Here is a 13,672-nt window from a genome sequence, read left to right on the forward strand (position 1 = left end):
CCCTGATCGAAAGCTGTCCTCCCTCACGAACGTCGGTGAGGGCGGAGAGTCTTTGATCAGGTCACCTGATCGAAGCTGGGAGCGCGGGGCGGGTCAGAGCATCGTGCGCAGGCGCTCCCGGCGCATCCGCAGCACGTCCACCGAGGCCGAGGCGGACGGCGGGCCGGGGACCGACTGGCGCAGCTGGGTGTGCACCACCGCGTGCGGGGTGGACGTCTTGGCCGAGACGCGGGAGACCAGCCGGTTGATCTCCCGGCGGAGGTCCGCGGCGTCCCGCCAGCCGGCGGCCTCCTCCTCGGGGGGCTCGTCGACGACCATGAAGTCCTCGGCGTCCCCGGCCCGGTGGCTGGCCGCGATGCGCAGCCGCAGGTCGTCGTCCCGCTTGGAGAGCAGCTCGGCGGTCTGCTCGGGGGTGAGCAGCCCCGGGATGCCGATGAAGTCCTCGGCGTCGCCGTCGACCAGCGCCGGGCGGTTGCCGGCGCCGGTGTGCGCGGTGCCCCCGTGCAGCACGTGCGCGAAGCGGGCGTCGGCCTCCAGCGCCTCCCACTTCTGCAGCTCGCCCTCGCGGGGCTCGCGCTCGGGCAGGTCTAGGGCCTCGAGGTCCTCGTCCTCCACCCGCTTGGGCGGGGGCATGACGTGGTTGCGCTCGGTCTCCATCGCCGCGGCCAGCGCCAACAGCGGCCGGACGGCGGGCAGGAACACCGTCGCCGACTCCCGCGGGTCCCGGGCCCGGACGACACGCCCGACGGCCTGGGCGAAGAACAGCGGGGTCCGGTAAGAGGTCATCCAGGCCAGGACGGCGGCCCGCGGGATGTCCACGCCCTCGGACACCATCCGCACGCAGACGGCGATCCGGGCCGAGCCGGTGGCGAACCGCTCGATCTTCTTCGACGCCTTGGGGTCGTCGGAGAGGATCAGCTCCGGCGCCTTGCCGGTGATCCGGCGGACGATCTTGGCGTAGGCGCGGGCGTCGTCCTGGTCCGAGGCCAGCACCAGCCCGGCGGCGTCGGGGATGCCGTGCTCGCGCAGGTGGGTGATCCGCTCGTCCATCGCGGCGATGACGTGCGGCACCCACTGGCCCTTGGGGTCGAGCACCGTGCGCCAGGCGGCCATCTCCACGCTCTTGGTGCCGGCCTCGGTGAGCGAGGCGGCGACCACCTCGCCGGCGGAGTTCCGCCAGCGTGCGGTGCCGGTGTAGGCGGCGAACACCACCGGCCGGACGACGCTGTCAGCCAGCGCCTCCTTGTAGCCGTAGGTGTAGTCCGCCCGGGAGGCCAGCCCGACGCCGCGCTCGCCGTCGTCGGCCTCGAACACGTCCTCCTCGTAGCGCACGAAGGGGATCCGCTCGTCGGCCTTGGTGCGGAACGGGGTCCCGGTCAGGCAGACCCGGCGGCGGGCGCTGCCGAAGGCCTCGGCGACCGCCTCGCCCCAGGACAGGCCGTCCCCGGCGTGGTGGATCTCGTCCAGGATCACCAGCGTCTTCACCGAGGTGGAGCGGGCGGCGTGCAGCATCGGCTTGCCGGCGACCTGGGCGTAGGTGGTCACGTAGCCCGAGGTGCCCGCCCGGACCGGACCGACGGCGTTGGTCAGGCCGGGGTCCAGCACGATGCCCGCGCGGTCGGCGGCGTCGGCCCACTGCAGGCGCAGGTGGTCGGTCGGGGCGACGACGACGACGCGGGCGATCTCGCGGCGCTGGAGCAGACGGGAGGCCAGCGTCAGGGCGAAGGTGGTCTTCCCGGCACCGGGGGTCGCGGTGACCAGGAAGTCCTTGGGCGACTCGGTCTCGTAGCGCTCGAGGGCCTCCTGCTGCCAGGCGCGGAGGGGGCGTGCGCCGGCGGCGTAGACGGGTGCGGGGGAGGCCATGACGGGCTCCATACTGACCCGCCACCGGCCGACACGCCCAGCCCGATCTGCCCGGCGTGTGCGGCGTCCGGTCGTGTAGAGGAGCGGGCGGCGAGGCGTTGACCTGCACGTTCGCCGCAGCCGGGTCGGGTGCTGTGGTCAGCGTCTCGCCACGGGTGGACCGGTCCGTCCCGGACTGCGCGGGACCGCTACCGTCCCAGCCCGTGACGGGCTTCGTCGTGGACGCCCCGACGCTGCTGCACCTGGTGACCGGGGGCCCGCCGGTCGCGCCTGAGCGCCAGCTGGTGGCCCCGAACCGATCCGCTCCCAGGCCCTGGCGCTGCTGTTCGCCGCGGCCTGGACGATCGCGCGCGACCACGAGGCGCCGCCTGCACGCTGAGTCCGGTCCTGGCCCCGACTCCGGGGAACGAGGGGTCACGGACGCACTCTGGAGCCCCCGTTCCCCGAACCAGGCCCCGGATGCGCGAGGGGACCCGGCGTTCAGTCGGTGGACTCGTCGACCCAGTCGGGACCGTTGACCTCGCCGCGGCCGGCGAGGTCCGCGGCGTCGACGATCGTGTACGCGTAGCCCTGCTCGGCGAGGAAGCGCTGGCGGTGCGCGGAGTACTCGCTGTCCAGGGTGTCCCGGCTGACCACGGTGTAGAAGTGCGCCGTCCGGCCGTCGGCCTTGGGGCGCAGCACCCGGCCCAGCCGCTGGGCCTCCTCCTGGCGCGAGCCGAAGGTCCCCGACACCTGCACGGCGACGGCTGCCTCGGGCAGGTCGATGGAGAAGTTCGCGACCTTGGAGACGACGAGGGTCTTGATCTCACCCGTGCGGAACGCCGCGAACAGCCGCTCCCGCTCCTTGTTGGTCGTCGAGCCCTGGATCACCGGGGCGTCCAGGGCGACACCGAGCTCCTCGAGCTGCTCGAGGTAGGCGCCGATGACCAGCTTCTGCTCGTCGGGGTGCCGCTCCAGGATCCGCCGGATGACCGGCATCTTGGACTGCGCGGTCGCCGCGATCTTGTACCGCTCCTCGGGCTCGGCGACCGCGTAGGTCATCCGCTCCTCGTCGTCGAGGGAGACCCGCACCTCGATGCACTCGGCAGGGGCGATGTAGCCCTGGGCCTCGATGTCGCGCCACGGGGCGTCGTACCGCTTGGGCCCGATGAGGGAGAACACGTCGTCCTCCCGGCCGTCCTCGCGCACCAGCGTGGCGGTGAGGCCGAGCCGACGGCGGGACTGCAGGTCGGCGGTCAGCCGGAAGATCGGCGCGGGGAGCAGGTGCACCTCGTCGTAGACGATCAGGCCCCAGTCCTGGGCGTCGAAGAGGTCCAGGTGCCGGTACTCGCCCTTCCGGCGGGTGGTGATCACCTGGTAGGTCGCGATGGTGACGGGGCGGATCTCCTTGCGCTCCCCGGAGTACTCGCCGATCTCGTCCTCGGTCAGCGAGGTGCGGGCGATGAGCTCGCGCTTCCACTGCCGCCCGGCGACCGTGTTGGTCACCAGGATCAGCGTGGTGGCCTTCGCCTCGGCCATGGCCGCGGCGCCGACCAGGGTCTTCCCGGCCCCACAGGGCAGGACGACGACGCCGGAACCGCCGGCCCAGAACCCGTCGACGGCCTCCTGCTGGTAGTCGCGCAGGTGCCAGTCGGCCTGGTCGAGCTCGATCGGGTGCGCCTGCCCGTCGACGTAGCCAGCGAGGTCCTCGGCCGGCCAGCCGATCTTGAGCAGCGCCTGCTTGAGCCGGCCGCGCTCGGAGGGGTTCACCACGAAGGTGTCCTCGTCGATGCGGGAGGACAGCATCGGGGCGACCTTCTTGCTGCGCGAGACCTCGGTGAGCACCGCGCGGTCGGTCGTGGTGAGGACCAGGCCGTGCACCGGGTTCGTGGACAGCGTGAGCCGGCCGTAGCGGTCCATCGTGTCGGCGACGTCGACCAGCAGCGCGTGCGGCACCGGGTAGCGGCTGAACCGCACCAGGGCGTCGACGACCTGCTCGGCGTCGTGCCCGGCGGCGCGCGCGTTCCACAGCGCCAGCGGGGTCACCCGGTAGGTGTGCACGTGCTCGGGGGAGCGCTCCAGCTCCGCGAACGGGGCGATCGCGGCCCGGCACTCCTTGGACCGGGGGTGGTCGACCTCCAGCAGCAGGGTCTTGTCGGACTGGACGATCAGGGGTCCGTCGGTCACAGGTGTCCTTCGGTCAGGAGCAGGTCCTCCACGGTAACCACGCGCACGCCCCCGGGCTTCCGGGTCAGACCCAGTCGGTCCGGCGCAGCGGGGGCTGCTCGCCTCCGGGCTTGACCGCCAGCACCTGGTCCACGCCCATCGCGCCGCTCTCGAAGGCCAGCGCGCAGGCGGCCATGTAGAGCCGCCACACCCGGGCGCGGCCCTCGGTGGTGGTCGCGACGGCGGCGTCCCAGTTCTCCTCCAGCCGCTGGACCCAGGCGCGCAGGGTGAGCGCGTAGTGCCGGCGCAACGCCTCGACGTCGACGACCTCGAGGCCACCGGCCTCCACGGCGCCGACCATCTCGCCCAGCCCCAGCAGCTCCCCGTCGGGGAAGACGTAGCGGGCGATGAAGGTGTCCTCGCTCCAGGACGCCTCGCCGGCGTTCCAGGCGATGGCGTGGTTGAGCAGCCGGCCGCCCGGGCGCAGCAGCCCCGACAGCTGGGCGACGTACTCCGGCAGCCGGGCCCGGCCCACGTGCTCGGCCATCCCGATCGAGCTGATCGCGTCGTAGGGGGCGTCCGCGGTCTCCCGGTAGTCCTGCACCCGGATCTCGATCCTGTCGGTCAGGCCGGCCTCGGCCACCCGCTTGCGGGCCAGCGTGGCCTGCTCCTCGGAGATGGTGATGCCGACGACGGTGGCGCCGTACCGGCCGGCGGCGTGGATCGCCATCGAGCCCCAGCCGCAGCCGACGTCCAGCAACCGGGAGTCCTCGGTCAGCCCGAGCTTGCGGCAGACCAGGTCGAGCTTGGCCTCCTGCGCTGCGTCCAGGCCGACGTCGGGGGAGTCCCAGACGGCGCAGGAGTAGACCATCGAGTCGCCGAGCACGAGCTCGTAGAAGTCGTTGCCGACGTCGTAGTGGTGCGCGATCGCGGCGGCGTCGCGGCGGCGGGAGTGCCGCAGCCCGTGCCCGCCCAGGTCGGCCTCCTCGGCCGGCGGCGCGGGGTCCGGGCCGATCGCCCCGAGGCTCGCGGCGGTGCGCACCAGGGTCAGCCGGTCGGCCAGCGTGGGCGGGCGCATCGGGCCGGTCTCGGACAGCTTGCCGACGGAGCTGAGCGCGGAGAAGGTGTCGAAGACGTCGTCCTCGATGTCGATCTCGCCGCTGACGTAGGCCCGGCCGAGGCCGAGCTGGCCCGGGGACCACAGCAGCCGGCGCAGCGCCCGGCGGTCGCGGACGGCCAGCACCGGTGCGTCGGGCGGGCCGGCGATCGAGCCGTCCCAGCCGCGCAGGCGGACGGGGAGCTCCGCGCTGCCCAGGACGGTGCCGAGCACCGTGGTGAGTCGGTCTGCGACGGTCGTGCGCTGTGCCATGCCGGTGTCCTTCGTCCTGACGCCCTGCTGGTTGCAGGGACCAACGACCTCGACAAGGCGTCCGGGGGTCAGCTCATTCCGGCCCGTCGGCGAGCGTGACCGAGGTGATCCGGTGCACCGCGAACGTCCGGCTCTCCCCGCGGCCCTCGTCCCAGCCCTGCAGGAACCCCCCGACCAGCGACGCCGGGCGGACCAGCCGCTGGCTGCCGGTGCCCTGCGCGTCGACGTAGCCCAGCTGCACCGACAGCTGCTCGCGGACCGCCCGGGACAGCAGCTCGAGCGTGCCCGCCGTCGTCACGCCCGGGACCTGCCTCGCCGGGTCGGTGCGCCGGGCGGCCAGTGCGGCGTCGCCGGCCCGGATCTCCCGCACGGTGGCCTCGACGTCCCCCGGTGCCAGCGGCCGCGGGCCGGTCGGACCGGCGGTGCTGCCCGGTCGTCGTCCAGCGGCCCGGGGCTTGGCGGGCGGCCGGGTGAGGACGGCGCCCCCGGCGGACTCCCCGGCCGGGGCGTAGCCGCAGGACCGCAGCACCGAGAGCACCTCGTCGGCCGCCAGCCCGCTGACCAGCACGCCCGGGGCCAGCCGGCGCAGCTCGGCTCCGGCGGTGCGCCGGTCGGACAGCACCTGGGACAGCAGGCCGTGGTCGTCGCTGCGCACGTAGGACTCGATCGCCCCGACCCTGAGCCGGCCGTGCTGGCGGGCGACGTCGTCGACCAGGAAGTCCAGCGCCTGCGGCACCGGGGTGCGGGAGGCGCGGGCGAAGAAGTCGTGCAGCTCGGCCGCGGACCACCCGCCGTCCAGGGCGCGCCGGATGCTGGCGTCGCTGACCCGGAAGACCGTGGCCCCGCCGGAGGACTCCACGTCGGCGACCGCGCCGAGGGTCTGGGCGAGCTCGGCGACCAGGGGGCCGGGGGCGACCAGGGACAGGTCGGGCTGGGCCAGCACGTGGTCCACCGGGTCGGGCAGCAGGCCGCGCATGCCGTCGCTGGCGCCGTCCTCGCCGTCGGCCAGCACGCCCCGTCCCCCGCGGGACAGCACCCCGCCGACCACGATGCCCAGCCGGCCGGCCTCGGCGAGCAGCGCGGGCACCGGGGCGAGCCGGTCGGCCCGCCGGGGGGTGCGCCAGCGCAGCACCGACACCAGGTCGTCGGGGGCCAGGCCCCGGCCGGGTGGGTGCTCGGCGAGGGCGACGAGCGCCGAGCGGCGGATCGCCGGGGCGGTCTGCCGGACGACGTCGGGGGACAGCACGTTCACCGCCTTGCCGGCGAGGTCCCGCTGCCCGACCAGGGCGATGAGCCGGGTGGAGTCCAGCCAGCCCGCGGCGAGCACCGACCAGCGGTCGGGCAGGTCGAGCTCGCGCCAGGTGTCGTAGGCCCGGGTGGGCAGCCACTCGTCGCGCTGGGCGCCGCCGACGTCCAGCAGCCCGGCGGCGTGCGCGAGCTCCACGTAGAAGGCGGCCTCGGGCTCGCCCACGCCCAGCAGCTTGGCCAGCCGCTTGTGGTCGCGCACGCTCATCCCGCCGCTGCGCAGCAGCCCGGCCGGCTCCTCCTCCAGGGCGACCAGCAGCTCGCCGACCCGGCCGATGACCTCCATCGCGGCACCGGCGGACTGCCGGTCGACCACGGCGGGGTCGCGCTGGACCTCGGTGACGTCCGGGCGCACCCGGGCCGGGCCGAAGGGCCGGTCCCCGCGCAGTGCGAGGCCGATCTCCCGGGGCAGCTCGACGTTGACCGCGTCCACCCGGGCGAGCAGGCCGCGGCGCAGCAGCCGGCGGGCGGGGGAGTCGGTGGCCGGTCCGCGGTCGTCGGGCAGGTGGCCCACGGGACGGTCCCCGGCAAGGCGCTCGAGCACCGCCCGCTCGTCGTCGTCGAGCTCGGCGAGCACCTCGGCGACGTCGGCGGGGGGCGGGACCCGCAGGTCGGCTCCCCGTCGTCCCAGGCCCGCGGGGTGCCGGACGGCGCGGCGCACCGGCTCGGGGGCGTGCAGGTCGTCGTCGCCCCAGAGCAGGGCCCGGGTGGTGAGGGTCGCCAGCGCCGCCTCGACGGTGGCGGCCGGGACGTCGGGGAGCGCAGCGGCGATGTCGGCGCGGGCCACCCCGTCGGTGGCGGCCAGCAGCACGACGTCGAGCACCTGCAGGGTCGAGGCGTCCAGGTCGTCCAGCGCCCGGTCGACCGACACCGGGACGGCGAGCCGGGTGGCCAGGCCCACCACGTCGGCCGGCGCCGGGCGGGCCACGTCGGGCCGGACGGCGAGGAGCGCGCCCAGCTGCTCGTCGGAGCGGGTGCGCAGCCAGGCGGCGAGCGTGGCCGGTCGGGCTGACTCCTCGGTGCTGGGCATCGGGACGACGCTACGTGCCGGTCGGGGTGGCAGCATCGTCGAGCGTGCCGAGTGCCCTGGACCACCCGCAGACCCGCACCGACCTGGCCGCGACCCGGGCCGGCGCGCTGCGCTGGATCGGCGGCGGCGCGGTCGCCCTGGTGCTGGCCGTGCTGCTGGGCATCGCGACCACCCGGGTGACCGAGGACGGCGGGCAGCGCGTCCCGTTCGCCGGTCTGCTCGTCGTCGCGCTGGTGCTGCTGGGGGTGGCCGGTCTGGTCGCCGGGGTCGGCTCGTGGCTGCGGGTGCGGGCCTGGACCCGGGCGCTGGGCGAGACCGGGTGGCGCACCGGCCGGCTGCGGATCGCCGGGCCCGCGCTGATGCGGATCAGCCCCGACGACAGCGCCGAGGACGTCGACCTGCGGCTGCTGTCCACCGCGACCTGGCGCACCCGGGCCGTGCAGCGCCTGGACGGCGGAGAGGTCCGCTTCGCCCCGGTCTCCCCGGGCCGCTGGGTGCTCACCGCCGACGGCACGGGCACCCTCTACGGGGCGAAGTCGTGAGCTGGTTCCGGCGCGGCCCCCGCCCGCCGCTGGAGCTGCCCGAGCTGTCCCCGCCGTGGCAGACCTGGGCCGCCCGGCTGCGCGACGCCCTCGTCGTCGTGGAGACGCACGGCTCCGACGCCTGGCTGGTGTTCTCCGCCGACCCGCACGTGGGGGTCGCCCGGCTCGGCGACGGGTTCGCCGTGTCCTCGGGGAAGGTGACCGTGCCCCCGGAGCACCTGCGGTTCTTCCCGCCGTCCGCCGGTGCCTGGCAGTCCCCGCACGACCTGACCACCGCCGAGGCCGCGCACGCCTGCGCCGCGCTGCTCTCCTACGTGCTGCCCGACCCCTCGGGGGTGGCCGTGGCCTTCGAGACCACCGACGCACCGCTGGACCCGGCCACCGCCGACGCCGTCCGCCGCTCCCTCACCGCCCGCTGACCCCCTCCCGGGCGTCGATCAGCTCCGACGACCTGCGTGCGTCCTCCTCCACCGACGTCGGTGGCTGAGGACGCACGCAGGTGGCTGAGGACCGGTCAGCGGCGCACCCGGAAGCGCAGCATCGTCACCGGGCCCGACGTCTGGACCTCGACGGGCTCCAGGTCGACCCGGCCCAGCGCCGAGGTGGAGAACCGGACGCCGTCTCCCAGCAGGACCGGCAGCACGTAGACGAGCACCTCGTCGACCAGCCCCTGCTGCAGGCACTGGCTGGCCAGGTCGGCGCCCAGGACCTCGAGGGCCTTCCCGCCGGCGGCGGCACGAGCGGTGGCGACGGCGTCCGCGAGCGCGCCGGTCAGGAAGGTGACGCCGGGGTGCCCCTCGGCGGGCGGGCGGTGGGTGAGCACGAAGACCGGGCCGCCGTCGTACTCGGTGTCCTCGGGCGCCATCGCACTGCTCACGTCGTGGGTGCGCCGCCCGATCAGCATCGCGCCGGTCCGTGCCTCCACCTCCGGGAACCGGTCCTCGTGCATGAACCGGATCGCCCAGCTCATGTCGTCGCCGGGGCCGGCGATGAACCCGTCCACCGAGACCGACCGGTTGACCACGACCGCGCCGAGACCTGCCTGCGTTGTGCTCACGTCGAGCAGACTCCGCCCGCTCGGCGGACTCATCGGTGCCTCGGCGCGCGACGGTCGAACAGCGCGAGACCGGCTGGACTCGGTACGGTGTCCCACCGAGCAGAGGAGCTCCCGTGGCGTGGTTGGTCTGGTCCGTCGCAGGCGTCCTGGTGCTGGCGCTGGCGACCTCCTGGTGGTTCGACCGGGACGCCCGGCGGCGCGGCGCGAACCCCCGGTCGGCGGCCGGGATGGCGTCCTCGGCCCGGTCGCACCGCTGGGAGACCGTCCGGCGGGAGAGCCAGATGGTGCAGGGCGGCGCCACCCCGGGCACCGCGGACGCGCACGCCGCCACGTGGAAGGGCAAGCAGGAACCTCGCTGAGTCAGCTCTCGTCGGCGTGCGCCACGTGCCGCAGCGGCCGCCAGATGGCGACGACGAACACCGCCGACCCCACGAACGCGAACCAGAACGGCGCGGTCACCCCGTAGCGCTGGGCGAGCACCCCGCCCAGCAGCGAGCCGATGACCAGCCCACCGGTCGTGCCCACCATGTTGACGCTGCCCACCCGGCCCTGCAGGTGTCGCGGCACGGCGCGCTGCCGGATGGTGATCGAGGTCGTCCCCCAGACGAAGGCGTGCACCCCGAAGACGAAGAACACCGGCATCGCCACCCACGGGCTGCGGGTCAGCGCGAGTGCCAGGTGGGTCAGGGTCTCGATGACCAGCCCGACGCGCAGCAGGTCGCTGAGGCTCACCCGCCGGGTGATCCAGCCGTAGGCCGTCGTCCCCAGCAGGCCGCCGGCGGCGATCACGGTGGTCACCAGGCCGTAGCCGATCTCGCCGAGGTCGAGGCGTTGCGTGGCGTAGAGGACCAGCACCGCCCAGGCCGCGCCGAAGGTCAGGTTGAAGACGAAGATCGTGATCACCAGCGTCCGGACGGCGGGGTGGTGCCGCACCCAGCGGGCGCCCTCCTCGATGTCGGCGCGCAGCCGGGCGGGGCGGCCGGCATCCCGGCCCGTGGCGGGCAGCGAGATGCGCGAGACCAGCACCGCGGCCAGCGCCACCAGCACCGCGGTCGCGCCGAACGCCCAGGCCGCGCCCACGGTGAACAGCGCCGCGCCCACCGGTGGACCGGCCAGCTGGTTCATCGTGATCAGGCCGGTCTGCACCCGGGCGTTGCCGACCGCGAGGTCGTCGCGGACCACCAGCGTGGGCAGCAGGGTCGAGGTCGCGTTGTCGGCGAACACCTCGGCCGTGCCCAGCAGGAACAGCGCCCCGAGGACGGCGGCGATCGGCACCGCGGCGGTCGCCAGCGCGGCGGTCAACACGGCCAGGACGACGACCCGCACCCCGTTCACCGCGACCACCAGCAGCCGCCGGTCGACTCGGTCGGTCACCGCCCCGGCGAACAGCCCGAAGAGCATCGGCGGCAGCCACTGCACGGTCGCGGCCAGCGACACCAGGAAGGCGTCCCGGGTCAGCGCGGCGACCAGCAGCGGCCCGGCGGCCAGCGCGATCCCGTCACCGAGGTTCGACGTCCACGACGACGCCAGCAGCCAGCGGAAGCTGCGACCCAGCCGCGCCGGCGCCACGGCTTCGCTGAACGCCCCCACGAGGAGTGGACCCTAGGCCCGTCACCCCTCCGCCCGACCTGCCCCGGGAGTCCCCGTGTTCATCGCCACCGTCGCCGTCAGCGTCCTGCTGTCCCTCGCCCTGCTCGCCTCCGCCGTCGGCAAGCTGACCAAGAACCCCGGCGCCACGGCGGCGGTCACCGGCGTCGGGGTGCCGGCCGAGCGGATCCCGGTGCTCGCCGCCCTGGAGATCGCCGGTGCGGCCGGCCTGCTCGTCGGTCTGGCCTGGGCTCCGCTGGGCATCGCAGCCGCGGTCGGCGTCGTCCTCTACTTCCTGGGTGCGGTCGTCGCCCACCTCCGGGTGAAGGACGGCGGGTACGGCCCGGCCGCCGGGCTGCTCGTGTTCGCGATCGTCGCGCTGGTGCTGCGCAGCCTCACCGCCTGACCCGGGGGTCTCCAGCCGGACCTCCGGCTCGTGCGTGGCGCCGGCTGCACCACTTCCGGCACCCCACCCCTGAGCGGGGGTGGCGTGGGGTGTCGCGGCCGGGGTGGGATGCACGGGAAGATGACCCTCGAGCGGCCCGCACCCACGAGCGGGCTCGAGCACCGGAGGCGACCGTGGCCAAGAAGAACGAGAAGCACGCCCACCTGGTGGAGCCCACCTGGGGCCAGTCCGAGGACGGCGGCCCGCCGCTGACCGAGCTGGTCAGCGAGATGACCGGGTCCCTGTCGCCGTTCGGTGAGGACCACGCGTTCCCGCTGCCCGCCGACCGGCTGCGCTACGCCCACCCGACCGACAAGCCCAACCGCGCCGGCGTCCAGCTCCGTCCGGGCGAGAAGGCATGACCGCCCCCGCGCTGCCGTCCTACAGCAGCGGCACCTCCACGGTGCCCCTGCTCGGCGACACCATCGGGGCCAACCTCGACCGGACGGCGGCGCGGGTCGGCGACCACGAGGCACTCGTCGAGTGCGCGACCGGTCGCCGCTGGAGCTACACGCAGCTCGTCGACGACGTCGACGCCTGCGCGCTCGGCCTGGACGCCCTCGGCGTGCAGAAGGGCGACCGGGTCGGCATCTGGGCGCCCAACTGCGCCGAGTGGGTCTTCGTCCAGTACGGCACCGCCAAGCTCGGCGTCGTCCTGGTCAACATCAACCCGGCCTACCGCACCCACGAGCTGTCCTACGTGCTGGAGCAGGCCGGCATCTCGGTGCTGGTCGCGGCGCCGGAGTTCAAGACCAGCGACTACCGGGCGATGGTCGCCGACGTGCGCGGTGACTGCCCGGACCTGCGCGAGGTCGTCTTCCTCGGCGACCCGGAGTGGGAGCAGCTGATGGCCACCGGCCGGGCCGCCGACCGGTCGCTGCTGGCCCGCCGCGAGGCCGAGCTGTCCCCGGACGACGCGATCAACATCCAGTACACCTCGGGGACGACCGGCTTCCCGAAGGGCGCCACCCTCACCCACCACAACCTGCTCAACAACGGGTTCTTCGTGGGGGAGGGCTGCAGCTACACCGAGGCCGACCGGGTGTGCATCCCGGTGCCCTACTACCACTGCTTCGGCATGGGGATGGGCAACCTGGGCTGCACCTCGCACGGCTCCACGATGGTCATCCCGGCGCCCGGGTTCGACCCCGCGCTGACCCTGCAGGCCGTCCAGGACGAGGGGTGCACCTCGCTGTACGGCGTCCCCACGATGTTCATCGCCGAGCTCGCGCTGCCGGACTTCGCCTCCTACGACCTGTCCAGCCTGCGCACCGGGATCATGGCCGGCTCGCCGTGCCCGGTCGAGGTGATGAAGCGCGTGGTCGCCGAGATGCACATGGAGCAGGTGACCATCGCCTACGGGATGACCGAGACGTCCCCGGTGTCCACCCAGACCGGCGCGGACGACGATCTCGACCGCCGCACCGCCACGGTCGGGCGCACCCACCCGCACCTGGAGAGCAAGGTCGTCGACCCCGAGACCGGTCTGACCGTGCCCCGCGGGACCACCGGTGAGCTCTGCACCCGCGGCTACTCGGTGATGCTGGGCTACTGGGACGAGCCGGCCAAGACCGCCGAGGTGCTCGACGCCGCCCGCTGGATGCACACCGGCGACCTCGCGGTGATGGACGAGGCCGGCTACGTCAACATCGTCGGCCGGATCAAGGACATGGTGATCCGCGGCGGGGAGAACGTGTACCCGCGCGAGATCGAGGAGTTCCTCTACGCCCACCCCGACATCACCGACGTGCAGGTCATCGGCGTCCCGGACCAGAAGTACGGCGAGGAGCTGATGGCCTGGGTGCAGCTGCGCCCGGGCGCCGAGCCGATGACCGCCGAGGCGCTGAAGGCCTACTGCACCGGCAAGCTCGCGCACTACAAGGTGCCCCGCTACGTCAAGGTCGTCGAGGCGTTCCCCATGACGGTGACCGGCAAGGTCCGCAAGGTCGAGATGCGCCAGGTCTCCAGCGAGGAGCTCGGCCTCACCGAGGTCGCGACCGCCTAGCGGGCGAGGCGGGTGATCGCTTTGGACAGCAGGTTGCCCACGACGACCCACACGATCGCGGCGATGAGCGCGTTCACCGTCTCGGCGATCTTCGGGTCCTCGGGGTTGAACAGGGCGACGGTGAACCACCCCAGGTCGTCGCGCACGCCCGCGGTGAACTGCACCAGCGGGTTGGCCGGGTTCGCCTCGAAGAGGGTGAACACCGCGTAGAGCACGATCAGCCCGCCCACCACCGAGGTGACCAGGCGGATCGCCGCGGCCAGGGTGGTCACGACGCGGGACGCAGCGGTGCGGACAGCCATGCCGGGCATCGTCGCATCCGGC

The 13,672-nt window shown here is 74.2% G+C and carries 13 protein-coding genes; 6 read left to right on the plus strand and 7 right to left on the minus strand.

The window, feature by feature from the left end; all coding sequences use genetic code 11:
- Positions 1-93: 93 nt before the first annotated feature.
- The 4 genes from F1C76_13780 to F1C76_13795 all read right to left on the minus strand — a co-directional run bounded on the left by F1C76_13780 (position 94) and on the right by F1C76_13795 (position 7,712).
- Entirely contained in the window at positions 94-1,875 is a 1,782-nt protein-coding gene (locus F1C76_13780; GenBank protein ID QNG37510.1) for a DEAD/DEAH box helicase, read from the minus strand.
- Between the two features lie 468 nt (positions 1,876-2,343).
- Positions 2,344-4,029 carry a DEAD/DEAH box helicase gene (locus F1C76_13785; GenBank protein ID QNG37511.1) on the minus strand — a complete coding sequence of 562 codons (1,686 nt, stop codon included), beginning with the start codon at positions 4,027-4,029 and terminating at the stop codon, positions 2,344-2,346.
- A gap of 64 nt (positions 4,030-4,093) precedes the next feature.
- On the minus strand, positions 4,094-5,377 hold the full coding sequence (locus F1C76_13790; GenBank protein ID QNG37512.1) for a class I SAM-dependent methyltransferase: 1,284 nt from the start codon (positions 5,375-5,377) through the stop codon (positions 4,094-4,096).
- Positions 5,378-5,450: 73 nt separating this feature from the next.
- Entirely contained in the window at positions 5,451-7,712 is a 2,262-nt protein-coding gene (locus tag F1C76_13795) for a WYL domain-containing protein (protein QNG37513.1), read from the minus strand.
- 44 nt (positions 7,713-7,756) lie between these two features.
- Here F1C76_13795 and F1C76_13800 point away from each other — a divergent pair, with 44 nt between their 5' ends.
- Both F1C76_13800 and F1C76_13805 read left to right on the plus strand, forming a co-directional pair.
- The gene (locus tag F1C76_13800; protein ID QNG37514.1) at positions 7,757-8,254 is read left to right on the plus strand and encodes a hypothetical protein; all 498 of its coding nucleotides are present in this window, start codon (positions 7,757-7,759) and stop codon (positions 8,252-8,254) included.
- Complete coding sequence (locus tag F1C76_13805; GenBank protein QNG37515.1) at positions 8,251-8,673, plus strand: hypothetical protein; 423 nt, start codon at positions 8,251-8,253, stop codon at positions 8,671-8,673. Before F1C76_13800 ends, F1C76_13805 begins: the two co-directional genes overlap by 4 nt.
- A 95-nt stretch (positions 8,674-8,768) precedes the next feature.
- Here F1C76_13805 and F1C76_13810 read toward each other — a convergent pair whose 3' ends face one another.
- Positions 8,769-9,344, minus strand: a complete 576-nt coding sequence (locus F1C76_13810) for a dihydrofolate reductase (GenBank protein QNG37516.1) — start codon at positions 9,342-9,344, stop codon at positions 8,769-8,771.
- 80 nt (positions 9,345-9,424) lie between these two features.
- On the opposite strand from F1C76_13810, the gene F1C76_13815 reads away from it, so the two are divergent.
- Entirely contained in the window at positions 9,425-9,670 is a 246-nt protein-coding gene (locus tag F1C76_13815; GenBank protein QNG37517.1) for a hypothetical protein, read from the plus strand.
- Between the two features lies 1 nt (position 9,671).
- On the opposite strand, the gene F1C76_13820 is transcribed toward F1C76_13815, so the two are convergent.
- Positions 9,672-10,901: an MFS transporter gene (locus F1C76_13820; GenBank protein ID QNG37518.1), complete on the minus strand. Its 1,230-nt coding sequence runs from the start codon at positions 10,899-10,901 to the stop codon at positions 9,672-9,674.
- 55 nt (positions 10,902-10,956) lie between these two features.
- Here F1C76_13820 and F1C76_13825 point away from each other — a divergent pair, with 55 nt between their 5' ends.
- The 3 genes from F1C76_13825 (at position 10,957) to F1C76_13835 (ending at position 13,348) form a co-directional block, all read left to right on the plus strand.
- Positions 10,957-11,304 (plus strand): DoxX family protein, encoded by a 348-nt coding sequence (locus tag F1C76_13825; GenBank protein ID QNG37519.1) that lies wholly within the window; start codon positions 10,957-10,959, stop codon positions 11,302-11,304.
- 173 nt (positions 11,305-11,477) lie between these two features.
- Entirely contained in the window at positions 11,478-11,705 is a 228-nt protein-coding gene (locus tag F1C76_13830; GenBank protein QNG37520.1) for a hypothetical protein, read from the plus strand.
- On the plus strand, positions 11,702-13,348 hold the full coding sequence (locus tag F1C76_13835) for an AMP-binding protein (protein ID QNG37521.1): 1,647 nt from the start codon (positions 11,702-11,704) through the stop codon (positions 13,346-13,348). Before F1C76_13830 ends, F1C76_13835 begins: the two co-directional genes overlap by 4 nt.
- On the opposite strand, the gene F1C76_13840 is transcribed toward F1C76_13835, so the two are convergent.
- On the minus strand, positions 13,345-13,650 hold the full coding sequence (locus tag F1C76_13840) for a hypothetical protein (GenBank protein QNG37522.1): 306 nt from the start codon (positions 13,648-13,650) through the stop codon (positions 13,345-13,347). The two genes, F1C76_13835 and F1C76_13840, sit on opposite strands and share 4 nt — an antisense overlap.
- Positions 13,651-13,672: the final 22 nt, after the last annotated feature.

Source organism: Geodermatophilaceae bacterium NBWT11 (assembly GCA_014218215.1).
Classification (GTDB): Bacteria; Actinomycetota; Actinomycetes; order Mycobacteriales; family Geodermatophilaceae; genus Klenkia.

Excerpts from the sequence above, each read along its gene's own strand:
- F1C76_13810 (QNG37516.1), bottom strand. The coding sequence starts at position 9,344 with ATGAGTCCGCCGAGCGGGCGGAGTCTGCTCGACGTGAGCACAACGCAG.
- F1C76_13790 (QNG37512.1), bottom strand. The coding sequence starts at position 5,377 with ATGGCACAGCGCACGACCGTCGCAGACCGACTCACCACGGTGCTCGGC.
- F1C76_13780 (QNG37510.1), bottom strand. The coding sequence starts at position 1,875 with ATGGAGCCCGTCATGGCCTCCCCCGCACCCGTCTACGCCGCCGGCGCA.
- F1C76_13795 (QNG37513.1), bottom strand. The coding sequence starts at position 7,712 with ATGCCCAGCACCGAGGAGTCAGCCCGACCGGCCACGCTCGCCGCCTGG.
- F1C76_13840 (QNG37522.1), bottom strand. The coding sequence starts at position 13,650 with ATGGCTGTCCGCACCGCTGCGTCCCGCGTCGTGACCACCCTGGCCGCG.
- F1C76_13835 (QNG37521.1), top strand. The coding sequence starts at position 11,702 with ATGACCGCCCCCGCGCTGCCGTCCTACAGCAGCGGCACCTCCACGGTG.